Annotated in this window: 24 protein-coding genes; 11 read left to right on the top strand and 13 right to left on the bottom strand. The window is 61.8% G+C overall.

Annotation, left to right across the window (positions count from 1 at the left end; all coding sequences use genetic code 11):
• Positions 1-4: 4 nt before the first annotated feature.
• The 3 genes from NKK51_RS12220 to coaD form a co-directional block, all read right to left on the bottom strand.
• Positions 5-517, bottom strand: a complete 513-nt coding sequence (locus tag NKK51_RS12220; protein ID WP_352442597.1) for a peptidylprolyl isomerase — start codon at positions 515-517, stop codon at positions 5-7.
• Positions 518-558: 41 nt separating this feature from the next.
• On the bottom strand, positions 559-1,053 hold the full coding sequence (locus tag NKK51_RS12215; RefSeq protein WP_245273275.1) for a peptidylprolyl isomerase: 495 nt from the start codon (positions 1,051-1,053) through the stop codon (positions 559-561).
• A gap of 109 nt (positions 1,054-1,162) precedes the next feature.
• A complete protein-coding gene (gene coaD / locus NKK51_RS12210; protein ID WP_023812993.1) occupies positions 1,163-1,663 on the bottom strand; it encodes a pantetheine-phosphate adenylyltransferase in 501 nt (166 codons plus the stop codon).
• A gap of 322 nt (positions 1,664-1,985) precedes the next feature.
• Here coaD and NKK51_RS12205 point away from each other — a divergent pair, with 322 nt between their 5' ends.
• Complete coding sequence (locus NKK51_RS12205) at positions 1,986-2,138, top strand: hypothetical protein (RefSeq protein WP_352553047.1); 153 nt, start codon at positions 1,986-1,988, stop codon at positions 2,136-2,138.
• 68 nt (positions 2,139-2,206) lie between these two features.
• On the opposite strand, the gene gyrA is transcribed toward NKK51_RS12205, so the two are convergent.
• Together gyrA and NKK51_RS12195 are read right to left on the bottom strand one after the other, a co-directional pair.
• A complete protein-coding gene (gene gyrA, locus NKK51_RS12200; RefSeq protein ID WP_352553045.1) occupies positions 2,207-5,008 on the bottom strand; it encodes a DNA gyrase subunit A in 2,802 nt (933 codons plus the stop codon).
• 202 nt (positions 5,009-5,210) lie between these two features.
• Positions 5,211-6,053, bottom strand: a complete 843-nt coding sequence (locus NKK51_RS12195; RefSeq protein ID WP_352553043.1) for a helix-turn-helix transcriptional regulator — start codon at positions 6,051-6,053, stop codon at positions 5,211-5,213.
• Positions 6,054-6,139: 86 nt separating this feature from the next.
• Here NKK51_RS12195 and NKK51_RS12190 point away from each other — a divergent pair, with 86 nt between their 5' ends.
• Positions 6,140-6,670, top strand: coding sequence for a hypothetical protein (locus NKK51_RS12190; protein ID WP_352553041.1), 531 nt, complete (start codon positions 6,140-6,142; stop codon positions 6,668-6,670).
• A 146-nt stretch (positions 6,671-6,816) separates the two neighbouring features.
• On the top strand, positions 6,817-7,446 hold the full coding sequence (locus tag NKK51_RS12185; RefSeq protein ID WP_023670949.1) for a MarC family protein: 630 nt from the start codon (positions 6,817-6,819) through the stop codon (positions 7,444-7,446).
• Positions 7,447-7,473: 27 nt separating this feature from the next.
• On the opposite strand, the gene NKK51_RS12180 is transcribed toward NKK51_RS12185, so the two are convergent.
• Together NKK51_RS12180 and NKK51_RS12175 are read right to left on the bottom strand one after the other, a co-directional pair.
• Positions 7,474-7,899 carry an OsmC family protein gene (locus NKK51_RS12180; protein ID WP_352553039.1) on the bottom strand — a complete coding sequence of 142 codons (426 nt, stop codon included), beginning with the start codon at positions 7,897-7,899 and terminating at the stop codon, positions 7,474-7,476.
• A gap of 117 nt (positions 7,900-8,016) precedes the next feature.
• Positions 8,017-8,538, bottom strand: a complete 522-nt coding sequence (locus tag NKK51_RS12175) for a single-stranded DNA-binding protein (protein ID WP_127270744.1) — start codon at positions 8,536-8,538, stop codon at positions 8,017-8,019.
• Positions 8,539-8,764: 226 nt separating this feature from the next.
• Here NKK51_RS12175 and NKK51_RS12170 point away from each other — a divergent pair, with 226 nt between their 5' ends.
• From NKK51_RS12170 to NKK51_RS12135, 8 genes are all read left to right on the top strand, one after another.
• A complete protein-coding gene (locus NKK51_RS12170) occupies positions 8,765-9,079 on the top strand; it encodes an ArsR/SmtB family transcription factor (protein ID WP_013531836.1) in 315 nt (104 codons plus the stop codon).
• Complete coding sequence (locus NKK51_RS12165; protein ID WP_352553038.1) at positions 9,076-9,567, top strand: SRPBCC family protein; 492 nt, start codon at positions 9,076-9,078, stop codon at positions 9,565-9,567. Before NKK51_RS12170 ends, NKK51_RS12165 begins: the two co-directional genes overlap by 4 nt.
• A 24-nt stretch (positions 9,568-9,591) precedes the next feature.
• Positions 9,592-10,197, top strand: coding sequence for an ATP-dependent Clp protease proteolytic subunit (locus tag NKK51_RS12160; protein WP_352553036.1), 606 nt, complete (start codon positions 9,592-9,594; stop codon positions 10,195-10,197).
• Between the two features lie 88 nt (positions 10,198-10,285).
• A complete protein-coding gene (locus NKK51_RS12155; RefSeq protein WP_352553034.1) occupies positions 10,286-10,582 on the top strand; it encodes a hypothetical protein in 297 nt (98 codons plus the stop codon).
• A 714-nt stretch (positions 10,583-11,296) separates the two neighbouring features.
• Positions 11,297-14,218 carry an excinuclease ABC subunit UvrA gene (gene uvrA / locus NKK51_RS12150; protein ID WP_352553032.1) on the top strand — a complete coding sequence of 974 codons (2,922 nt, stop codon included), beginning with the start codon at positions 11,297-11,299 and terminating at the stop codon, positions 14,216-14,218.
• A gap of 31 nt (positions 14,219-14,249) precedes the next feature.
• Positions 14,250-14,720, top strand: coding sequence for a GNAT family N-acetyltransferase (locus NKK51_RS12145; protein ID WP_023813003.1), 471 nt, complete (start codon positions 14,250-14,252; stop codon positions 14,718-14,720).
• 25 nt (positions 14,721-14,745) lie between these two features.
• Positions 14,746-15,567 carry a DUF72 domain-containing protein gene (locus tag NKK51_RS12140; protein WP_352553030.1) on the top strand — a complete coding sequence of 274 codons (822 nt, stop codon included), beginning with the start codon at positions 14,746-14,748 and terminating at the stop codon, positions 15,565-15,567.
• A gap of 115 nt (positions 15,568-15,682) precedes the next feature.
• The gene (locus NKK51_RS12135) at positions 15,683-16,834 is read left to right on the top strand and encodes a GGDEF domain-containing protein (RefSeq protein ID WP_352553028.1); all 1,152 of its coding nucleotides are present in this window, start codon (positions 15,683-15,685) and stop codon (positions 16,832-16,834) included.
• 138 nt (positions 16,835-16,972) lie between these two features.
• On the opposite strand, the gene NKK51_RS12130 is transcribed toward NKK51_RS12135, so the two are convergent.
• From NKK51_RS12130 to urtA, 6 genes are all read right to left on the bottom strand, one after another.
• Positions 16,973-17,149, bottom strand: coding sequence for a hypothetical protein (locus NKK51_RS12130; protein WP_023759335.1), 177 nt, complete (start codon positions 17,147-17,149; stop codon positions 16,973-16,975).
• A gap of 267 nt (positions 17,150-17,416) precedes the next feature.
• On the bottom strand, positions 17,417-18,112 hold the full coding sequence (gene urtE, locus NKK51_RS12125; RefSeq protein ID WP_023813006.1) for an urea ABC transporter ATP-binding subunit UrtE: 696 nt from the start codon (positions 18,110-18,112) through the stop codon (positions 17,417-17,419).
• Positions 18,113-18,181: 69 nt separating this feature from the next.
• The gene (gene urtD, locus NKK51_RS12120; protein ID WP_352553026.1) at positions 18,182-18,928 is read right to left on the bottom strand and encodes an urea ABC transporter ATP-binding protein UrtD; all 747 of its coding nucleotides are present in this window, start codon (positions 18,926-18,928) and stop codon (positions 18,182-18,184) included.
• Between the two features lie 6 nt (positions 18,929-18,934).
• On the bottom strand, positions 18,935-20,167 hold the full coding sequence (gene urtC, locus NKK51_RS12115) for an urea ABC transporter permease subunit UrtC (protein WP_352553024.1): 1,233 nt from the start codon (positions 20,165-20,167) through the stop codon (positions 18,935-18,937).
• Positions 20,164-21,780: an urea ABC transporter permease subunit UrtB gene (gene urtB, locus NKK51_RS12110; RefSeq protein ID WP_352553022.1), complete on the bottom strand. Its 1,617-nt coding sequence runs from the start codon at positions 21,778-21,780 to the stop codon at positions 20,164-20,166. The genes urtC and urtB overlap by 4 nt, the downstream gene beginning before the upstream one ends.
• Before the next feature lie 97 nt (positions 21,781-21,877).
• Positions 21,878-23,188, bottom strand: coding sequence for an urea ABC transporter substrate-binding protein (gene urtA, locus NKK51_RS12105; protein ID WP_352553020.1), 1,311 nt, complete (start codon positions 23,186-23,188; stop codon positions 21,878-21,880).
• Positions 23,189-23,367 lie beyond the last annotated feature (179 nt).

Genomic DNA, 23,367 nt, shown 5'->3' with positions numbered 1-23,367 from the left:
GCCCTTACTTGACGTCGGCCGCGACCTTCAGCGAGACGATCTTGTCGGGATCCTGCACCGGCTCGCCGCGCTTGATCTTGTCGACATTGTCCATGCCTTCGATGACCTGGCCCCAGACCGTGTACTGACGATTGAGGAAGGCGGCATCGTCGAAGCAGATGAAGAACTGCGAATTGGCCGAGTTCGGGTTCTGCGAACGGGCCATCGAGCAGGTGCCGCGAGCATGGTTGGCGTTGGAGAATTCAGCCTTCAAATCCGGCTTTTCAGAGCCGCCCATGCCCGCGCGGGACGGCGCGAAGGAAGGCTTGCTGGAATTGCCGAACTTGACGTCGCCGGTCTGCGCCATGAAACCCTCGATAACGCGGTGGAAGACCACGCCGTCATAGGCGCCTTCCCTGGCCAGTTCCTTGATGCGGGCGACATGGCCCGGCGCCAGGTCGGGGAAAAGTTCGATGACCACATTGCCCTTGGTCGTTTCCATGATGAGCGCGTTCTCGCGGTCCTTGATTTCGGCCATGTCAGATATCCTTTTTCAGAAAAACAGAGTTATTCGACAATTTACTTGTCGGCGGCGATGCGCACCTTGATCATCCGGTCGGGATCGGTGACCGTGCCGTTGTCCGCCTGGTCGCCCTTCTTGATGTGATCCACCAGTTCCATGCCGCTGACGACATTGCCGACGATCGTGTACTGGCCATCGAGGGGCGGTGCCGGAGCGAACATGATGAAGAACTGCGAATTGGCCGAATTGGGGTCCTGCGAGCGGGCCATACCGACCACGCCGCGCTTATAATGTTCGGTCTGTGAGAATTCGGCGGGCAGGTCGGGCAGGTCGGAACCGCCGGTGCCAACGGCCTCGGCGCTGAAACCCTTTTTCATATTGCCGAACTTGACGTCGCCGGTCTGCGCCATGAAGCCGTCGATGACGCGGTGGAAGGCGACGTTGTCATAGGCGCCTTGGCGCACCAGCTTCTTGATCTGCTCGACATGCTTTGGCGCCAGATCGGGCCTCAGCGCAATGGTGACGTCGCCGTCCTTCAGCGTGATGATCATTGTGTTTTCCGGGTCGGCGGCGAAAGCCGAGACCGACGCAGCCACAAGACCGGCGAGCACGACAAGGAACGAGGCTAGCTTTTTCAGCTGCATGGTTTTCTCCGAAAACTTACTTCTTGAACTTGGCTGTGAGCGCGCCGGCAACCGCCGCCGGCACGAAGGGGCGAATGTCGCCGCCCATCGAGGCAATCTGGCGGACAAGTGTGGCGGTAATGGTGCGTACCGAAGGACTGGCGGGCAGAAAAACCGTCTGCAGTTCAGGCGCCATGGTCTCGTTCATGCCGGCCATCTGCATCTCATAGTCGAGGTCGGTGCCGTCGCGCAGGCCGCGGATCATGATCGAGGCGCCGTGCTTCCTGGCGGCGTCGATGACCAGCCCGTCGAAGGCGACGACCTTGATGCGGGCACCATCGCTGCCGAATTCCGTCTTCGTCGCCGTCTCGATCAGCTTCACCCGCTCCTCGAAGGAAAACAGCGGCTGCTTGCCCGGATGGATGCCGATCGCCGCATAAACGATATCGGCCACGGCCAGCGAGGCCTTCAGCACATCGAGATGGCCGTTGGTCAGCGGGTCGAAGGAGCCGGCATAGAGGGCGATGCGTTCAGTCATGGCTGGTGCTTCTAATGCATGATCCCAAAAAGTGGAAACCGGTTTTTGCGGACAAACGGTTTTTCGTTTGTCCTAGAGATCATGCTCAAATGAAAGCTAGAGCCTGTTCCATCTTCCGTCCATCAAGATGGAACAGGCTCTAGCGAGCCTCTCTCGCAAAGGCAAATCCGATCGGCGCGCCGGCCATGAACCTTTTCCGGCACATGAACGACAGATGAACACGCTGATCACGAAGCCTTCACGCAGCGTTCACTAGGTTGCACCTTAATAAGATGAAACCAAAATCCCATCTATCCGTTGTTAGGCGCAGGAGAACACGCACATGCTGATCTACATGCTCGCCACCGCAATGACCGTCGCCATGCTGATCGCCACCGTCTTTGGGCTGCATCACGAGGCACAACGCATCCGCGTCAAGGCAAACACCAAGCGCTTCGAAGGCTTCGGCCCGCGCAAGCCATATCGTCACTACTGATAAAGCCTGATTTGCTGCTGCGCCGGCCAACTGGCCGGCGTTGCCATGTCAAAACCTGGGTGCCGGACTTAGTCCGTACCCTCCGGACCGGCGTCAGGCGCCGGAGCGGCATCGGGACCGCCCTCGACCGTCTCGTCGCTTTCTTCGTCCGCTTGCGGTTCCGATATCCGCTCGACCGAAACCACCTTTTCACCTTCAGCCGTGTTGAAGATGGTCACGCCCTTGGTGGCGCGGCTGGCGAAACGGATGCCGTTGACCGGCACCCGGATGACGGTGCCGCCGTCCGACACCAGCATGATCTGGTCGTCATTGCCGACCGGGAACGTCGCCACCAGCCTGCCAATCTCGGCTGCCTTCGACACGTCGGTGGCGCGGATGCCTTTGCCGCCGCGTCCAGTCAGCCGGAAATCATAAGACGACGAACGCTTGCCGTAGCCGAACTCGGTCACCGTCAGCACGTATTGTTCGTGCGCCTTGAGCTCTTCGTATCGGCTTTCGGAAAGCTCCGTCTCCTCGCCGATCTCCTCATTGGTCAGCGCGATCTCTTCCTCTTCGCCGGCCGTTTCTGTGGCAAGACGCCGCTCCGCCGCCGCGCGCTTCAGGTAAGCGGCACGTTCCGCCGGCGAAGCATCGACATGCTCTATCACCGACATCGAGATGATGCGGTCGGTCTCGGCCATGGTTATGCCACGCACGCCGACCGAATTGCGGCTCTGGAAGACGCGCACGTCGCCGACGGAGAAGCGTATGCACTGGCCGGAACTGGCGGTCAGCAGCACGTCGTCCTTGTCGGTGCAGGTCTCGACGCCGAGGATCTCGTCGCCTTCTTCCTCCAGCTTCATGGCGATCTTGCCATTGCGGTTGACCTGGACGAAGTCGGATAGATCGTTGCGGCGCACAGTGCCACGTGTGGTGGCGAACATCACGTAGAGTTCGCTCCAGCTGGCCTCGTCCTCGGGCAGCGGCATGATGGTGGTGATGCGCTCGCCCTGCTCCAGCGGCAGCATGTTGATCAGCGCCTTGCCGCGTGATTGCGGATTGCCGATCGGCAGCCGCCAGACCTTTTCCTTATAGACGATGCCGCGCGAGGAAAAGAACAGCACCGGTGTATGGGTGTTGGCGACGAACAGCCGGGTGACGAAATCCTCTTCCTTGGTCGACATGCCGGAGCGGCCCTTGCCGCCGCGGCGCTGCGCCCGGTAGAGCGACAGCGGCACGCGCTTGATGTAGCCGGAATGGCTCACCGTCACGACCATGTCCTCGCGCTGGATCAGATCCTCGTCTTCCATGTCCGAACCGCCGTCGGTGAGTTCGGTGCGGCGCGGCGTGCCGAACTCGTCGCGCACGGCGGCAAGCTCGTCCTTGACGATCTTCTGGACACGCGCTCGGGACGACAAAATGTCCAGATAATCAATGATTTCAGCGCCGATCGTGTTCAACTCGTCGGCGATCTCGTCGCGGCCGAGCGCGGTCAGGCGCTGCAGGCGCAGTTCGAGGATGGCGCGCGCCTGTTCCTCTGACAGATTGTAGGTGCCGTCTTCATTGATCCGATGACGTGGGTCATCGATCAGGAGGATCAGAGATTCCACGTCGCCAGAGGGCCAGCGCCGCTCCATCAACTGCTCACGCGCTGTCTGCGGATCCGGAGCGGTGCGGATCAGTTTGATGATCTCGTCGATATTGGCGACGGCGATGGCGAGACCGACCAGCACATGGGCGCGGTCGCGCGCCTTGCGCAGCAGGAATTTTGTCCGCCTTGTGATCACCTCCTCGCGGAAGGCGACGAACGCCTTCAGCATATCGGTCAGGTTCATCACTTCCGGTTTGCCGCCATTCAGTGCCACCATATTGGCGCCGAAAGAGGTCTGCAGCGGCGTGAAGCGATAGAGCTGGTTGAGGATGACGTCGGCAACGGCGTCGCGCTTCAACTCGATGACGACGCGGTAGCCCTGGCGGTCGCTCTCGTCGCGGATATCGGAAATGCCCTCGATACGCTTGTCGCGCACCAGTTCAGCCATCTTCTCGATCATCGACGATTTGTTCACCTGGTAGGGAACTTCGGTGATGATGATCGACTCGCGGTCATTGCCGCGCTGTTCGATGTTGACCTTGCCGCGCATGACGATGGAGCCACGGCCGGTCGAATAGGCGTTGTAGATGCCCGAACGGCCAAGCACGATGCCGCCGGTCGGGAAATCCGGTCCCGGAATGATCTCCATCAACGCCGGCAGGTCGATCGCCGGATTGTCGATTAGGGCAATGGCGCCGTTGCAGATTTCGCTGAGATTGTGCGGCGGGATGTTGGTCGCCATGCCGACGGCGATGCCGCCCGAGCCGTTGACCAAAAGGTTGGGAAACCGTGCCGGCAGAACCTTCGGTTCGCTGCCCGACGCGTCATAAGTGTCCTGGAAATCGACGGTATCCTTGTCGATATCCTCCAGGAGCTCGTGCGCGACCTTGGTCAGGCGCGCTTCCGTGTAGCGCATCGCCGCAGGCGGATCGCCGTCGATCGAGCCGAAATTGCCCTGCCCGTCGATCAACGGAACGCGCAGCGACCAGTCCTGCGCCATGCGCACCAAGGCATCATAGATGGAGGCGTCGCCATGCGGATGGTATTTACCCATCACGTCGGCGACAGGACGCGCCGACTTCACATATTTGCGGTTCCAGTGGTAACCGCTCTCATGGGCGGCGAAGAGAATGCGGCGATGCACCGGCTTGAGGCCGTCGCGCACGTCCGGCAGCGCACGGCTGACGATGACGCTCATGGCGTAATCGAGATAGGAGCGCTGCATCTCCTCGACGATGGATATCGGCTCGATGCCGGTGGGGCCGCCGTCGGCGCCGCGCGATGTCTTCTGGTCGGTCAAATCGGATCACAATCTAATCAGGAATCACTTGGTGCTTATATAGGAAGCAAGCCCGAAACTCCAACCTTCACGGCACTTTTCCAGTGTCATTTTTGATGGTAATTTCAAATGGATACCGCTGATTGCGACGATATGGCCAAGGCGGTTTTCGCCGCCCTCTCGCAAAAGCCTGCGTGTGTGCCTTTGCGGGCACGGGGCCGATTCACGAAGCAGAAACGGCCTGTGCGCCACGGCGGCTGCGATACTGGCCCGGCGTCTCCCCCATGATCCGCCGAAAACGACGATTGAAGGTCGACAGATCGTTGAAGCCGGCCTCGAAGGCGATCGCCGAGACCGTATCGTTCGACATGCGTAGCCGCACCGCGGCCCTGTGCAACCGGAGCTTGAGCAGGAACTGATAGGGCGTCATGCCCGCGACCTGCCGGAAAATGCGCAGGAAATGATACGGACTGGTCGCCGTCTCATCGGCAAGTGCTGAAAGCGAGACCGGCCCATCGGCGTCCAGTTCGATCCGCCGCACTGCCTCGGCTACCCGTTTCTGATCGCGGCGGCTCGGCGCGCGCCTGACATGCGTGGCTCCGGTGGCAGCCGTCGCGGCGGCACCGGCTATGCGCAGGGAAAGTTCCTCGAAGGCATCCAGGTCGGCAGTCTCGCGCGCGGCTTCCGCCTCGGCCAGCAGTGGCGCCAGCACCGGCAAAGGCGGCAGGCGCGGTGTGGCGAAGGCCAGCTTCCTGGCGCCCGGCACGCCAGCCACGATCCGTTCCAGGTAGGACGGCCCGAAATGAAACGACAGGCAACGGTCGCCGCTGCCATGTTCATGCCCGCACTCGTAACATGTGCCGGGATTGCCGAGCAGGAGGGCGCCGGGCGCCAGCATTGCCGTACCTTGTTGCGCGCGGTAGCGGAACGTGCCGCTGGTGACGGCGGCCACACAGAAATCCTGATGAGCTTCCTCGAACGGCCGATCGCCAGCGCCGGCCGAGCAGATCACGTCCGTCACGCGCCAGCCGGGGCCGGATGCAAGCGTATGCGTTGTCGCTGTCATGGACGAAATATAGCAATTTTTCCCAAGCCCAGAACCCCATCACCGCCTACTCCCTCCCAGTCTCCTGACAAGAAGAGGCCACAACCATGTTCGATCAATCCTCGTTTGCCGAAGCCCTGCATAGCCCCGGACCGATCGAAGGGCTTGCCGAAAAACTGAGCCTTTACGGCCGCTTCGTCGGCGCCTGGACTTTCAACGCCTCGCGCCATCTCGAGGACGGTACGGTGCTGACAGGGCGTGGCGAGGTGCATTTCGGCTGGGTGCTGGAAGGCCGGGCGATTCAGGACGTGTGGATCCTGCCCGCGCGGGACACTGGTTCCCAGCCTTCGCTCGGCAAATGGACTTTTTATGGCACGACGCTGCGCGTCTATGATCCCGGCGCGGATGCCTGGCACATCTTCTGGAGCGACCCGCGCAACCAGTATTTCAGCCGCCAGCTCGGCCGCGCCGAGGGTGACACGATCGTGCAAGTGGGCGCCGACGGCACCGGCAGTTCAGTACGCTGGAGCTTTTCACGCATCACCGAAAACTCCTTCCGATGGCTGGGCGAACGCTCGCAAGACAATGGCGCGACATGGCGGCTGGAAGTCGAGTTCCTGGCGCGCCGAGAGGTTTGATCGCCGAGGAATGCAGCAGCAGCCCAGAATAAAAGCGTCGCGATCCTTTGCGCCGGCATCAACCACTTTCCCGCTGACAGTTCCCACCGACCGGGCTTTGCTCTACCAATATTCTGTCCGGGCACGGCCCGGCGGGAGGGTCAGAGATGCCGAGTTTCGACAGCCTGTTCAACGCCTTCGTCACCATTCTCGTGACCATCGATCCGCCTGGCCTGGCGCCACTGTTCCTGGCCGTAACGCGCGGCATGAACCGCGAGGAGCGCCAGCAGGTTTCGGTGCGCGCCTCGATCATCGGTTTTCTGGTGATGGCGCTGTTTGCGGTTGCCGGGGCCTCGATCCTGTCGGTGTTCGGCATCACGCTGCCGGCTTTCCGCGTCGCCGGCGGTTTCCTGCTGTTCTTCATTGCCTTCGAGATGGTGTTCGAGCGCCGGCAGGACCGTAAGGAGAAGATCGGCGACGTCGCCATCACCAAGGACATGATCCACAACATCGCCGCCTTCCCGCTGGCGATCCCGCTGATCGCCGGCCCCGGCGCGATTTCGGCGACGGTGCTGCTTTCCGGTTCATTTCAGGGATTTGCCGCGCAGGCCGCCCTGGTCGGCATCATCTTCGTCTGCCTCGCCATCACCTATCTGGTGTTCGTGCTGTCGGAACGCATCGACCGCATCCTCGGCCAGACTGGTCGTTCGATCCTGACCCGGCTGCTTGGCGTCATCCTGGCGGCACTGGCCGTGCAATTCGTCGCCGACGGCATCAAGGCGCTGATGGCGGGGTAACGCGACGAGCTGCCGCCGAAGCCGGCCCTATTTCACCGTCGTGTCGATCACTTCGAAATCGTGGGTAATCGTCGCGGTCTTGGCCAGCATCGCAGACGCCGAGCAATATTTTTCGATCGAAAGGTCGATCGCGCGTTTCACCTTGTCGCTGGAGAGTGCCCTGCCCTTGACGACGAAATGCATATGGATGCGTGTAAAAACCCTGGGCTCGGTTTCGGCGCGGTCGGAGTCGAGTTCGACGACGCAGTCCTCGACCGCCTCGCGGCCTTTTTCGAGGATATGCACCACATCATAGGCCGAACAGCCACCGGTGCCGATCAGCACCAGCTCCATCGGGCTTGGACCCGGCGTCTTGCCTTCCGGTCCGTGCGCTGTTCCGAGCACGACCTTGTGGCCGCTGCCGGATTCACCGACGAAGGTCCGCTCCTCGACCCACTTTACGCGTGCTTTCACCGAACTCGTCCTTTCACCGTGTTTCGTTGATCGGCCCGGTCAGCGTTCAATTCACGATGCAAAACCCCGAAAGTCCATCAACGACTCTCGGGGCACTGTCTGACATAACTGTTGCGATCAGAACGGGATTTCGTCATCCAATTCGCGCGACGAACCGCCACCGCCGCCGCTCTTGGCACCGCCGCCGCCGCGATTGAAGCCTTCGCTCGGGCTGGACTGGCCGAAATCGGAACCACGGCTGCTGCCGCCACCGGTATAGCCGCCGACCTGACCGCCCTCGCCCTGTCCGCGTGCGTCGAGCATCTGCAGCTCACCGCGGAATTTCTGCAGCACGACTTCCGTCGTGTACTTGTCGGCACCGGTCTGGTCCTGCCATTTGCGCGTCTGCAACTGGCCCTCGACATAAACCTTCATGCCCTTCTTCAGATATTGCTCCGCCACCTTGGCGATGCCCTCATTGAAGATGACGACGTTGTGCCACTCGGTTTTTTCCTTGCGTTCGCCGGAATTCTTGTCGCGCCAGCTTTCCGATGTGGCGATGCGGATGTTGACGACCGGTTCACCCGAATTCAGGCGACGAATTTCGGGATCCGCGCCGAGATTGCCGACCAGAATGACCTTGTTGACGCTACCCGCCATGATATTTCTCCGCGCTCATCCGAAACAAATTTTTGTCGCAGCACCTTACAGGCTGCAGGCGATCGCCGCTTGCCATGGCTGCCTTTACCCACAAGGTTTTTGTTCCCTTTTCGTTCTTATCCGCATCGCTGCTTATTGTCAAGGAATGGCAGCACTGTCGAAGCCGATCATATGGGCCCGAAAAGACCGCTTGCCAAATCGATAAGTATGCACTTATGCTTTTAGCATGATCGAAGCAGAGATTTTTCGCGCACTGGCCGACCCGACGCGCCGCGCCGTCTTTGAGCGGCTGGCCGCCGGCGAGATGAGCGTGTCGGAATTGCGCACCGGGATGACGGTGTCGCAGCCCGCGGTGTCGCAGCATCTGGCGGTGCTGCGTGGCGCAGGCCTGGTGGTCGAGCGGCGAGCCGGCCGCAATGCCTATTACCGCGCCGATCCGCAGGGGCTCGCCCCCTTGCTCTCCTGGATCGAACGCTACCGGACCTTCTGGCCGGAACGCATCGAAAGGCTGAAGGCGGTTTTGAAGGACATGGATCAATGAAGAAGGCGGGATCAACGACCAACGACGGTCAAAGCGACGCCCCGGATGCGCTCGAGTTCGAGTACGAGCTTGCCGAGCCGCCGGAAAAGGTATGGCGGGCCCTGACCGTACCGGAATTGCTGGCCGCCTGGATGATGCCGAACGACATGAGACCCGAGATCGGCAACCGTTTTGCCTTCGCCGGAACGGGCGCGTCGATCGAATGCGAAATCCTCGACGCCGATCCCGAGAAGCTGCTGCGCTATTCCTGGCGGGAGCAGCCGGGCGACGCAGCTAGGCAGGATCCGCTCGACAGCACCGTCACCTTCACACTTGCCCGAACCGTTTCCGGCGGCACGCATCTGCGTGTCGTCCATGACGGCTTTGCCCGCAAGGCCATGCCTGCCGTCGCCATGGCAGGCGCCGGCTGCCGGCTTTCGCTCGGTGCAAACAGGTCATTTAAGCCAATCGCCGCAAACACGCCTCGCCTCCTGCTTCGCGCGGCCTGAAAACAAAACGGACGGAGAGAGATAATGAGCGGTGTTGCCAGTCTGGTGCCGATGGTTATCGAGCAATCGAGCCGCGGCGAGCGCGCCTTCGACATCTTTTCGCGGCTGCTGCGCGAGCGCATCGTCTTCATCAACGGTGAGATCAACGACGACATCTCGGCGTTGGTCTGCGCGCAGCTTCTGTCGCTGGAATCGGACAATCCCGACAAGGAGATCTCGCTCTACATCAACTCGCCGGGCGGCGTGGTCACCAGCGGCTTCGCCATCTACGACACAATGCAATATATCAGCTGCCCGGTGTCGACCGTATGCATGGGCTTTGCCGCATCGATGGGCTCGTTCCTGCTGATGGCAGGCGCACCGGGGCGCCGAATTTCCCTGCCGAACGCCACCATCCTGCTGCACCAGCCGCTGGGCGGCTTCCAGGGCCAGGCCTCCGACATCCAGCGCCATGCCGAGCGCATCGGCCGGACGAAACGGCACATGGCCGAACTCTACGCGCAGCATTGCGGCCGCAGCTATGAAGAGGTCGAGCGCACGCTGGACCGCGACCACTTCATGACCGCCCGCGAGGCCCAGGCATGGGGCATCGTCGACCATGTTTTCGACACGCGAAAAAAGGCGGCGTGAGCCAGGGCCGGATCGGAGTACGTCCGGCTGTCGAAGATTTGACGATGCCGGTCTGGTTCCATCGGCGGCGCGCCACTATAGTCTTGGGATGACCGACACTCATCAGTCCAGATCATTGCACCGCGTCATCGCCGTTATAGCGCTCGCCATTGCGGGCCTCACCAGCGGCGCGGCACTTGCCGAAGACAGTTCGCCGTCAACGCAAAAAGGCGCCCTGCCCGGCGTAACCGGTGACTACCGCATCGCCAAGCCGGCTCCGGAGTCCGACGACGCGTTTCCCGGCAACGGCAACGGCCAGTTCAAGATCGGCGATACGGATGTCAGGATTTCCGGCAGCATCACCGTCGATGTCGGCGCCGGCTCGATCGGGCCGCCGCGCCACTGACAGTCTGTCGGCGCGTGCTGCGTTGCGCCAAACAGACAATCCGCACATGAAAACGGCCCCGCCGTGCTTTGCGCAAACGGACGGGGCCTTTTTGGATCTCAAATCCAATCTCTACCGGGAGTGTACTGCCGGCATTTGATTTCGGATGCAACGCGGCGTTCGACCGACGATCCGACTAACAGTCTCTGATTTTTACGGGGATATGGCAGGTCACGGTTTGTCGGGTGGCGAAAACGCTAAACCCTGGCACTTATGCCTGCCGCCGCTCCAGTAACAACTGGAACCCTATGGGACGATCCGGTGGCGTCATAGCTCCGCTCCTTTGTCCATTGCGACGTTGTCGTCACGAAGCACAAATCGCAAATGCCTGCGGCGTCTCGCAGGCCGCCTTTGGGCGGCGAGGCCATCGAAAGACGGCCGTCTTCGTTGACTGCTGGAGACTGCTCCCGTCAGCTGGTGGCGTCAACCATCAATAGCCGGTTACCGAAAAATGTGATCGCCGGAAGGTTACGTGCAGGTCAGCTTTTGCACAGCTTTGTCAGGAGCGTGTTCGGCCTTTGTTCTTTCCGCTTGCCCGTTCACGCGAAAGACGGTTAAACGCTTTGGTCGGGAATTGTGGCGTCTCTCGACGTGGCGGCAAAACTACCTACATAGGGGATGGCCGGGAAAACCCGCCATTCCAGGAAATTCCAGATTCTGAGGCGGCGACCGGCTATGGCCGACCATAAATATCTTTCCATTCGCGGGGCGCGCGAACACAATCTGAAGAATGTCGATCTCGACTTGCCGCGTGACAGCCTGATTGTCATGACCGGCCTGTCGGGGTCCGGCAAGTCATCGCTTGCCTTCGACACGATCTATGCCGAAGGCCAGCGCCGCTACGTCGAAAGCCTGTCGGCCTACGCGCGGCAATTCCTTGAGATGATGCAGAAGCCTGACGTCGACCAGATCGACGGCCTGTCGCCCGCCATCTCCATCGAGCAGAAGACCACCTCGAAGAACCCGCGTTCGACCGTCGGCACCGTCACCGAGATCTACGACTATATGCGGCTGCTTTTTGCGCGCGTCGGCATCCCCTATTCGCCGGCCACCGGCCTGCCGATCGAGAGCCAGACGGTTTCGCAGATGGTCGACCGCGTGCTGGCGGTCGAGGAAGGCACGCGGCTGTTCATCCTGGCGCCGATGGTGCGCGGCCGCAAAGGCGAATACCGCAAGGAATTGCTGGAGTTGCAAAAAAAGGGCTTTCAGCGCGTCAAGGTCGATGGCGTCTTCTACGAAATCGCCGACGTGCCGGCGCTGGACAAGAAGTACAAGCATGACCTCGACGTCGTCGTCGACCGCATCGTCGTGCGCGGCGATCTGGCGACGCGGCTTGCCGATTCCATCGAGACCGCCCTGAAGCTGGCCGATGGGCTGGCGGTCGCCGAATTCGCCGACAAGCCGCTCGATGCCAGCCAGACCGGCGAGGATTCGGTCAACAAGTCGAAGAACGAGACGCATGAGCGCATCCTGTTCTCGGAAAAGTTCGCTTGCCCGGTCTCCGGCTTCACCATTCCGGAAATCGAACCGCGGCTGTTCTCGTTCAACAACCCGTTCGGCGCCTGCCCGACCTGCGACGGTCTCGGCAGCCAGCGCGCCATCGACGGCAATCTGATCGTGCCGGACGAGAACATCTCGCTGCGCGACGGCGCCGTCAGCCCGTGGGCGAAGTCGACCTCGCCCTATTACGCGCAGACGCTGGAAGCGCTGGGCAAGGCTTATGGCTTCAAGCTTGGCGACAAGTTCAAGGATTTGTCCGAAGAGGCCAAGGAAGCCATCCTGCACGGCACGGGCGAGCGCGAAATCACCTTCCAGTATGATGACGGCCTGCGCTCCTACAAGACCACCAAGACCTTTGAAGGCGTCATTCCCAATCTCGAGCGGCGCTGGAAAGAGACCGAATCCGCCTGGATGCGCGAAGAAATCGAGCGCTTCATGTCGGCGACGCCCTGCCCGGTCTGCAAGGGCTATCGGCTGAAGCCCGAGTCGCTGGCGGTGAAAATCGCCGGCAAGCACATCGGCGAAGTCACCGAGCTTTCCATCCGCAAGGCCGACCAGTGGTTCACCGACCTGCCAGCGTCGCTCAACGACAAGCAGAACGAGATCGCGGTGCGCGTGCTCAAGGAAATCCGCGAACGGCTGCGCTTCCTCAACGATGTCGGGCTCGACTATCTGACGCTGTCGCGCAATTCCGGCACGCTGTCGGGCGGCGAAAGCCAGCGCATCCGGCTGGCGTCGCAGATCGGCTCCGGTCTCACCGGCGTGCTCTATGTGCTGGATGAGCCATCGATCGGCCTGCACCAGCGCGACAATGCCCGCCTGCTTGATACGCTGAAGCACCTGCGCGACATCGGCAACACGGTGATCGTCGTCGAGCATGACGAGGACGCCATCCTGCATGCCGACTATGTCGTCGACATGGGCCCGGCCGCCGGCATCCATGGCGGCGAGATCATCGCCCAGGGCACGCCGCAGCAGGTGATGGCCAATCCCAATTCGATCACCGGCAAATACCTGTCGGGCGCGCTCGAAGTGGCGACGCCCGGCGTGCGACGTGAAGCGAAGAAGAACCGCCGCCTGAAGATCGTCGGCGCGCGCGGCAACAATCTGAAGAACGTCACCGCCGAAATACCGCTCGGCACCTTCACCGCCGTCACCGGCGTGTCCGGCGGCGGCAAGTCGACCTTCCTGATCGAGACGCTGTTCAAGGCTGCCTCGCGCCGCATCATGGGCTCGCGCGAACATCCGGCCGACCACGACCGCATCGAGGGCCTCGAATTCCTCGACAAGGTCATCGACATCGACCAGTCGCCGATCGGTCGCACGCCGCGTTCGAATCCCGCCACCTATACCGGCGCCTTCACGCCGATCCGCGACTGGTTCGCTGGCCTGCCCGAAGCCAAGGCGCGCGGCTACCAGCCGGGACGCTTCTCCTTCAACGTCAAGGGCGGCCGCTGCGAGGCCTGCCAGGGCGACGGCGTCATCAAGATCGAGATGCACTTTTTGCCCGACGTCTACGTCACTTGCGACGTCTGCCACGGCAAGCGCTACAACAGAGAGACGCTCGACGTCGTGTTCAAGGGCAAGTCGATCGCCGACGTGCTCGACATGACGGTCGAGGAAGGCGTCGATTTCTTCGCCGCCGTGCCCGGCGTGCGCGACAAGCTCGAAACGCTGAAGCAGGTCGGCCTCGGCTACATCCACATCGGCCAGCAGGCGACGACGCTGTCCGGCGGCGAAGCACAGCGCATCAAGCTCGCCAAGGAACTGTCGCGCAAGGCGACCGGCAAGACGCTCTATATCCTCGACGAGCCGACCACCGGGCTGCATTTCCACGACGTCGCCAAGCTGTTGGAAGTGCTGCATGAACTGGTCGACCAGGGCAACACGGTGGTGGTCATCGAGCACAATCTCGAGGTGATCAAGACCGCCGACTGGGTGCTCGACCTCGGCCCCGAAGGCGGCGACGGCGGCGGCGAACTGGTTGCCTCCGGCACGCCGGAAGCAATCGTGCGCGAGAAGCGCAGCTACACCGGCCAGTTCCTCAAGGAGCTTCTGGAGCGGCGCCCCGGAGGCAAGCGCGAAGCGGCGGAGTGATCGGACCGGTTGGCGCCTGGAGAGCTTTTGAATGAAAATCAGAAGAGCGCTTGCCGGTGATCTCCAAACTGTCGTCTCGCTGACGGAAGCGGCCTATGCGCCTTACACTGCACTGTTAGGCGCACCGCCGATCCCAGTCACCGAAGACTATACGCCGCGCATCGCGCGCGGCGAGGTGTGGGTGTTGGAAAGCGGCAGCGAAATTGCCGGAGTACTCACACTGGAACGGCACGACGATCACGCGATGATCTTCTCCGTCGCGGTCTCTCCTGACTTTCAGGGCAAAGGCTTCGGTATTGCGTTGCTCAAACACGCGGACGAACAGACGCGGCTGTGGCGCTTGCCCGAGGTGCGGCTTTACACCAACGCCAGGATGGAGCGGAACATCGCGCTCTATCTGGCCTACGGTTTCCACGAAACGGGTCGCCGGCCCAATCCCTACCGGCCGGGATGGGTGCTCGTCGACATGGCAAAAGTCGTCGATGAGACCACCGCGGCCTGATTTTTTCAGCACTGGGAGGATGACAATGAGCACATCGGGAACAATCCGCGCCGGCATGGGCGGCTGGACCTTCGAGCCCTGGGATACGTCCTTCTATCCCGACAAGCTTCCCAAGGCCAAGCAGCTGAACTACGCCACTCGCCAGGTGCCGAGCATCGAGGTCAACGGCACTTACTATTCCAGCTTCAAGGAGCCGACCTTCGTTAAATGGGCCAACGAGGCGCCGGACGGTTTCCTGTACTCGCTAAAGGGCAACCGCTTCGTCACCAACCGGCGCGTGCTCGGCGAGGCCGGCGAATCGATGATGCGCTTCCTCGGCTCGGGTGTTGCCGCGCTCGGTGAAAAGCTCGGGCCGATCCTGTGGCAGTTCGCGCCGACCAAGAAATTCGATCCGGACGATTTCGAAGCCTTTTTGAAACTGCTGCCGGAAAAGCAGGACGGCGTTGGGCTGCGCCATGCGCTCGAAGTCCGCAACGACAGTTTTGTCGTGCCGGAATTCGCAGCACTTGCCCGAAAATACAAGGCCGCGATCGTTTACGCCGACCATGCCAAATATCCCGACATCGCCGATGTCACCGGTGATTTCGTCTACGCCCGGCTGCAGACCGGCAGCGATGACAATCCCGACTGCTACACGCCGAAAGGCCTCGATGAATGGGCCGCGCGGGTAAAGATTTGGGCGCAAGGCAAGCAGCCGGCCGACCTGCGGCGCGCCGACCCCGCCACCGATGCGCCGGTCAAGCCGCGCGACGTGTTCGTCTACTTCATCACCGAGGGCAAGGTGCGCGCGCCGTTCGGCGCCATGGCACTGATGAAGCGAGTGGACCAGGGTCAGCCGGTGCCCTGACGCAGCGGAATCATGGCATCTTCGCTACCGTCGTAACCTTATCGATACCTCCTTGCTGCATGAATCCAGCCGAACCAGTCGCAGATTTGGGCCGCCGCGGGCAAGGACGAGGGGCATGTCGCTCGACTACACTTCACTTCTGCTGGCTGTCGGTTTTTCCGCTGCCTGCCTGAGCCTGACATTGTTTGGCATGTGGCTGACCGCTCGCTCGGAGAAATTCCTGCTGACATGGGCGATCAGTCTGGTGTTCGTGGTCGGCGATATTTTTGTCTATGACGCCTATATCGATATGCCCGGGCGCCTGCTCGGCATCGCCACGCTGGCTTTCCTCCTGCTCGGTTTCTCGACAATGCTGGGCGCGGCCTACCAGTTCAGAACCGGCGGCTCGCCAGTGCCGCGAACGGTGCTTGGCAGCGCCATTTCGCTGGCCGTGACGTTGCCTCCGATGGCTCTAGGCTATGACGGGCTGGGCTTCATGTTCGAAAATGCCTTCGCCGCCTTGCTTCTGTTCGCAACGGCGGTCGAATACTGGAAAGGCCGCGACGAAGCCCCTGCCCTGACGATCGGTATCACCGCGCTCTATTCCGCCACGGCCGCATCCTTCGCTCTCTGCGCCATGGTTCTAGCCTTGGATGGAAAGCTGGTCCTTGGACATGCGCCAAGCAACTGGGCCGAGGAACTGAGCCTCATCATCGTCATCGCCAGCATGACCGGGATCGGGGCGCTTTCCCTGGCCCTGAACCAGGGACGTCTGGCCCGGCATCACCGCCACAATGCCCTGACCGACCCGCTGACCGGCCTGCTCAACCGCCGCGCCCTGTTCGACCTGCACGGCGATGCGCCGGTCGGCGCCTTCACGGCGGTGGTCGTCTTCGACCTCGACAACTTCAAGGCCGTCAACGACGAATTCGGCCACGCCGCCGGCGATGAGGTGCTGAAGGTGTTCGCACGGGAACTCGCCGGCAATCTCCGCCCGGGCGACGTCGCCGCGCGCATGGGCGGCGAGGAATTCGCGCTGGTGCTGAAGCGGACCTTGCCCGAAACGGTGGAGGCCACCGCCGAGGCCATACGGACAGCTTTTGCCGCGCACCGCATCGAAACCGAGACAGGCTCGCTGATATGCACGGTCAGTGCCGGATCTGCTTTCGGCACCAAGGAAGGTCTCGGCTTCGACAAGGTGCTCAATACCGCCGACAAGGCGCTCTACGACGCCAAGCGCGGTGGCCGCAACCGCGTCACCGCCTCTCCGTTCAGGCGCGCAGGCTGATCGCGCATCTGTGGCAGCCACGATCACGATGAGCGGTGCGACTTCCAGAGCATTTCACCGTTTCAAGGAAACGGCGAGCTGCTCTAACCCTGATGCAATTATCCAGGGAAAGCGCTTCGCACTTTTCCCAGAATTGCTCTACGCCGCCATCACGATTTCATTGAATGCATCCAGGTCGACATAGAAGACCTTGGTGATCTCCTCGATCAGGTCGTCATGGCCGTAGCCTTGGGACTTCAAGATGTTGATGGCAGTGATGATATCGACGCGCTCGGTAAGCCGCCGCTTCTGGTAGTCCTCGACGTAACGTTCCATGGCTGTCCCTTAGCCTGTGTGCCCAAACGCGTTGAACGACAAAGATCGCAGGAGAGAAGCTAGGAAGCCTTGCTTGCGTGAGACTTGCCGGTGATAGCCGCGGCTCGATCTGCGATAAACCAGACTGGTACGGAAGCGGCCGACTCACAAAAGCCTAGGAAAAGACTAGCACGCAGTTGCCGATGCACCAGAGACGCTGATGCAGGGCCGGAGAAATATTGGACTTGGCAAGGACTTCGGATCGTCAACTGAAGTGCGGCGGCAATTCTACACCGTCAGGAACTTCCGGACATCGGCACGGTCCAGATCTTCCGCCGGACCGGTATGGACGATCACGCCCCGGTCCATGATGTTGACCTCGTCGGCGAGTTCGCGGCAGAAATCGAGATATTGTTCGACCAAAAGCACGGCGATGCCGGCTTGGTCGCGCAGGTAGCGGATGGCGCGGCCGATGTCCTTGATAATCGACGGCTGGATGCCTTCGGTCGGCTCGTCGAGCACCAGCAGCTTCGGCCGCATCACCAATGCCCTGCCGATGGCGAGCTGCTGCTGCTGGCCGCCGGAAAGATCGCCACCGCGACGGCCGAGCATCTGCTTCAGCACCGGGAACAATTCGAAGACATGTGCAGGAATGTTGCGGTCGGCCCGTTTCAGCGGCGCAAAGCCTGATTCCAGGTTCTCCCGCACGGTGAGCAGCGGAAAGACCTCCCTGCCCTGCGGTACGAATGCGATGCCCGACCGGGCGCGGTCATACGCCGCGCTCCGGTCGAGCGCCTTCCCCTCGAAGGCAACGCTTCCGCTCGTCAGCCGGTGGTGGCCGACGATCGATCTCATCAAACTGGTCTTGCCGACGCCATTGCGGCCGAGCACGCAGGTGATCTTGCCGGCGCCCGCCTTCAGCGACACGCCGCGCAGCGCCTGGGCGGCGCCGTAGTGCAGCGTGGCGTTGGAAACTTCGAGCATGTCAGCGCCTTTTCCAGAACCGCAGAAACGACAGATCGAAGTGATGGAACTGCACCCGCCAAACCATGCTCATCTCCCCAGATAGACTTCGACGACACGCTCGTCGGCCGACACGAAATCGAGTGTGCCTTCGCTCAGCACCGAGCCCTCATGCAGGCAGCTGACCTTGACGCCGAGCTCGCGCACGAAATGCATGTCGTGCTCGACGACGATGACCGAATGGTCGCGGGCAATATCCTTGAGCAGCCGCGCGGTTTCCTCGGTCTCGGCATCGGTCATGCCGGCGACCGGTTCGTCGACCAGAAGCAGTTTCGGATCCTGCGCCAAGAGCATGCCGATCTCGAGCCACTGCTTTTGCCCATGGCTGAGATTGGCCGCCAGTTCGTCACGCTTGTCGCCAAGCCGGATGATGCCGAGGATGTCGTCGATCTGCCGCGTCTCGGCGGCCGAGCGGCGATGAAACAGCGCGGGGAAGATCGAGCGCGGTCCCTTCAGCGCCAGCATCAGGTTTTCCTCGATCGTGTGGCTTTCGAACACGGTCGGCTTCTGAAACTTGCGGCCGATGCCCATCATGGCGATCTCGGCCTCATCATGCTTGGTCAGATCGACCTGGCCGTCGAAGAACACGTCGCCTTCGTCGGGCCGCGTCTTGCCGGTGACGATGTCCATCATCGTCGTCTTGCCGGCGCCGTTGGGGCCGATGATGGCGCGCATCTCGCCCTTGTCGAGCACCAGCGACAGATTGTTGATGGCGCGGAAGCCGTCGAAGGAGACCGAGACGCCGTCGAGATAAAGGATCGTGTTCGATTTTGACATGGTCGCTCACTCCGCCGGCTGCGGCTCGGGGTTGCTGGCGGACCAGTCGCCGGGCTTTCTCGCCTCGCTGCGAACGATTTTCGCCGGCGGCGGGACGTCGGGGTCGCTACCGGCTTCCTCGGCGACGGAAGCTGCCCGCAACGCCCTGGCGTTGCCGCGCCAGCTGTCCCACATGCCGATAATGCCCTTGGGCAGCAAAAGCGTGACGGCGACGAACAGCCCGCCCAAGGCAAACAGCCAGAATTCCGGCAGCACGCCGGTGAACCAAGATTTGCCGGCATTGACCAGCAACGCACCGATGATCGGCCCGACAATGGTGCCTCGCCCGCCGACAGCCGCCCAGACGACGACTTCAATCGAATTGGCCGGCTCGAACTCGCCCGGATTGATGATGCCGACCTGCGGCACGTAGAGCGCGCCGGCTATGCCGGCCATGACGGCCGAGACGGTGAAGGCGAACAGTTTTACGTTCTCCGCCCGCCAGCCGAGGAAGCGCGTGCGGCTCTCGGCATCGCGCACAGCCATCAGGAGCTTGCCGTATTTGGAGCCGACGATCGCCCAGGTGACGAAGACGGCTAGCGCGAGCATCACGGCGCTGGCGGCAAACAGCGCCGAGCGCGTCGCGTCGGCCTGCACGTTGAAGCCGAGAATATCCTTGAAATCGGTCAGGCCGTTGTTGCCGCCGAACCCCATGTCGTTGCGAAAAAAGGCAAGCAGCAGCGCGTACGTCATCGCCTGGGTGATGATGGAGAGATAAACGCCGGTGACGCGGCTGCGGAAAGCGAACCAGCCAAAGACGAAAGCGAGCAGGCCGGGCACCGCGAGCACCATGAGGCCGGCGAACCAGAAATGGTCGAAACCGTACCAGAACCAGGGCAATTCCTTGTAGTTCAGGAACACCATGAAGTCGGGCAAGATGGGATTGCCGTAGACGCCGCGTGAGCCGATCTGGCGCATCAGATACATGCCCATCGCATAGCCGCCGAGCGCGAAGAAGGCGCCGTGACCGAGCGAGAGTATGCCGCAATAGCCCCAGACAAGATCGAGCGCCAAGGCGAGCAGTGCATAACAGAGATATTTGCCGGTCAGCGCGACAATGTAGGATGGGATGTAGAAGGCGCTGGCAGGAGACACCGCAAGGTTGAGCAGCGGCACGATGACGGCCACCGCCAGCAGGATGAAGATCGTGATGGCGATGCGGCGGTCCGCGCCGGCGGCAAAGAAGCGTCCCGTGATCATGCTTCCACCGCCCTGCCCTTGAGCGCGAACAGGCCGCGCGGGCGCTTCTGTATGAACAGGATGATCAGCACCAGCACGACGATCTTGCCGAGCACCGCGCCCGCATAGGGCTCGAGGAACTTGTTGACGATGCCAAGCGAGAAGGCGCCGACCAGCGTGCCCCACAGATTGCCGACGCCGCCGAAGACGACGACCATGAAGCTGTCGATGATGTAGCCGCGACCGAGATTGGGCGAGACGTTGTCGATCTGGCTGAGCGCGACACCGGCAATGCCTGCAATGCCGGAGCCGAGCGCGAAAGTCAGCGCGTCTACCCATGGCGTCCTGATGCCCATCGAGGCGGCCATGCGCCGGTTGGCGGTGACGGCGCGCATCTGAAGGCCCCAGGGCGTGCGCTTCATCACGTAGAGCAGGATGCCGAAGACAGCGAGCGCGAAAACCAGGATCCACAGCCGGTTCCAGGTGATCGCCAACTGTCCGACATTGAACGAGCCCGACATCCACGAGGGGTTGCCCACCTCCTGGTTGGTCGGCCCGAAGATCGATCGCACGGCCTGTTGCAGGATCAGCGAGACGCCCCAAGTCGCAAGCAGTGTTTCCAGCGGCCGCCCGTAGAGAAAGCGGATGACGCCGCGCTCGATGATCAGGCCGACCAGAGCCGAGACGAGGAAAGCCAGCGGCAGCGCAATAACCAGCGACCAGTCGAACAGGCCGGGAAAGGAGGTGCGGATCACCTGCTGGACGACGAAGGTCGTGTAGGCGCCGAGCATGACCATCTCGCCGTGCGCCATGTTGATAACGCCCATGACGCCGAAGGTGATGGCAAGGCCGATCGCCGCCAGCAGCAGCACCGAGCCCAGCGAAATGCCGTACCAGATGTTCTGGCCGGCATCCCAGAAGGCCAGCGTCGAATTGATGTTGGCGATTGCGGTCGTCGCCGCTTGCCTGACCGCGTCGGTGGAGTTCGCCTCGACAGACGTGAGCAGGGAAACCGCGTCGCGGTCGCCCCGCGCTCCGATCAGCGCGATGGCAGCGAGCTTTTCGCCATCAGGCCGGTCGGAGACCAGAACGGAGGCCGCACGGGCCTGTTCGAGCAGAGCCTTGGCGCTTGCCACGGTCTCGCTGGCAATGGCCGTGTCGAGCGGTCCGATGTTTGCGGCGTCGGGCGTTTTGAACATGGTGTCGGCGGCGGCGATGCGCACGGCCGGATCCTTGGCGCCAAGCGTCAGCGTGCCCAACGCATCGCGGATGACGCGACGCAGCGTGTTGTTGACCTTGATCTTGGTGATGTCGTCCTTGGCCGCCTCGCCCGATGCCTCGCCGCTCAACGGGTCGGAAAGCTGGACGCTTTCGCCCGCTTCCTTGCCGACAAACACCAGGGAATCGGCCTTGCGGACATAGAGGTTGCCGTCGGCCAGTGCCGCAAGCGGCCGCTCCACCGCCGGATCGCCGGCAGCAGCCAGTTCGTGGACGACGGCTCCGATCTCGGAAAAGCCCTTGGCCGCGGCGAATTTGGCGATGATGCCGCGCAGATCGGCTTCGCCGGCGCCGGAGGACGACAGTGTCGCCAGCAGGAACAACAGCATCAAACCAATCGTACGAAACAGGTTCATCGGTCTCTGGTAACCCTTGAAGGTTGAAGTGGGCGTCCGGCCGGCGGGGGAAGCCGGCCGGACGCCCGCGGTCTGACTAGGTCAGCCCTGGGAGGGATCAGTTCGTGCCCTTGCCGCCGCACTTGCCGGTGGCAACATTGAAGTTGCCGCAGGACAGAGGCGCGCGCCAATCGGAGATCAGGTCCTTGGAATCAGGCAGATAGTCGGACCACTCGTCGCCCATCACCAGACCCGGCGTGCGCGACACGGTTTCGAACTGGCCGTCGGCCTGGATTTCACCGATCAGCACCGGCTTGGTGATGTGGTGGTTCGGCATCATCGTCGAATAGCCGCCGGTCAGGTTCGGCACCGAGACGCCGATCATGGCGTCGATGACCTTGTCCGGATCGGTGGTGCCGGCCTTTTCGACCGCCTTCACCCACATGTTGAAGCCGATATAGTGGGCTTCCATCGGGTCGTTGGTGGTGCGCTTGTCGTTCTTGATGAACTTGTGCCAGTCGGCGATGAACTTCTTGTTCTCAGGCGTGTCGATGCTCTCAAAGTAGTTCCAGGCAGCGAGATGGCCGACCAGCGGCGCGGTGTCGAGACCTGCAAGCTCTTCCTCGCCGACCGAGAACGCCATGACCGGGATGTCCTCGGCCTTGACGCCCTGGTTGCCGAGTTCCTTGTAGAACGGCACATTGGCGTCGCCATTGACGGTCGAGACGACGGCGGTCTTCTTGCCGGCCGAACCGAACTTCTTGATCGCCGAAACCTCGGTCTGCCAGTCGGAGAAGCCGAACGGCGTGTAATTGACCATGATGTCTTCCGCCGCGACGCCCTTGGCCTTCAGATAGGCTTCGAGGATCTTGTTGGTGGTACGCGGATAGACGTAGTCGGTGCCTTCCAGCACCCAGCGCTTCACCGAACCGCCATCCTCGCTCATCAGATAGTCGACGGCCGGAATGGCCTGCTGGTTTGGCGCCGCACCGGTGTAGAACACGTTGCGCTCGCTCTCCTCGCCCTCATACTGGACCGGATAGAACAGGATATTGTCGAGCTCGCTGAAAACAGGCAGAACCGATTTGCGTGACACCGAGGTCCAGCAGCCGAACACCGCCGCGACCTTGTCCTTGGAGATCAGCTCGCGCGCCTTTTCGGCAAACAGCGGCCAGTTGGAAGCCGGATCGACGACGACCGCCTCGAGCTTCTTGCCGAGCAGGCCGCCCTTGGCGTTCTGCTCGTCGATGAGCATCAGCATGGCGTCCTTCAGCGTCGTCTCCGAAATCGCCATGGTCCCCGACAGCGAATGGAGAATGCCGACCTTGATCGTGTCGTCGGCGGCCTTCGCCGGAGCGGACATCAACATGCCGGCGGCGACCACGCTCGCCGAAAACATTTTTGTTATTGTCGAGAAATTACCCCTCATATTACGGACTCCCAAGCTGGTTGATTGCACCGCAACACTACAAAGCAACCCCCATGCCAACCGCTCTGGCAATCCCGAAAGGGCACAAATAAATTAGAGATATCAGCACCTTGGAATATAGAGCTTACAAAACAAAGAGAGGTGGCCAGAAATCGATTGAGGGAAATTTGCGCAGCTTG

The sequence above is a fragment of the Mesorhizobium sp. M0011 genome, from assembly GCF_040324155.1.
GTDB lineage: Bacteria > Pseudomonadota > Alphaproteobacteria > Rhizobiales > Rhizobiaceae > Mesorhizobium.
This window is presented reverse-complemented; position numbering and strand designations above follow the sequence as displayed.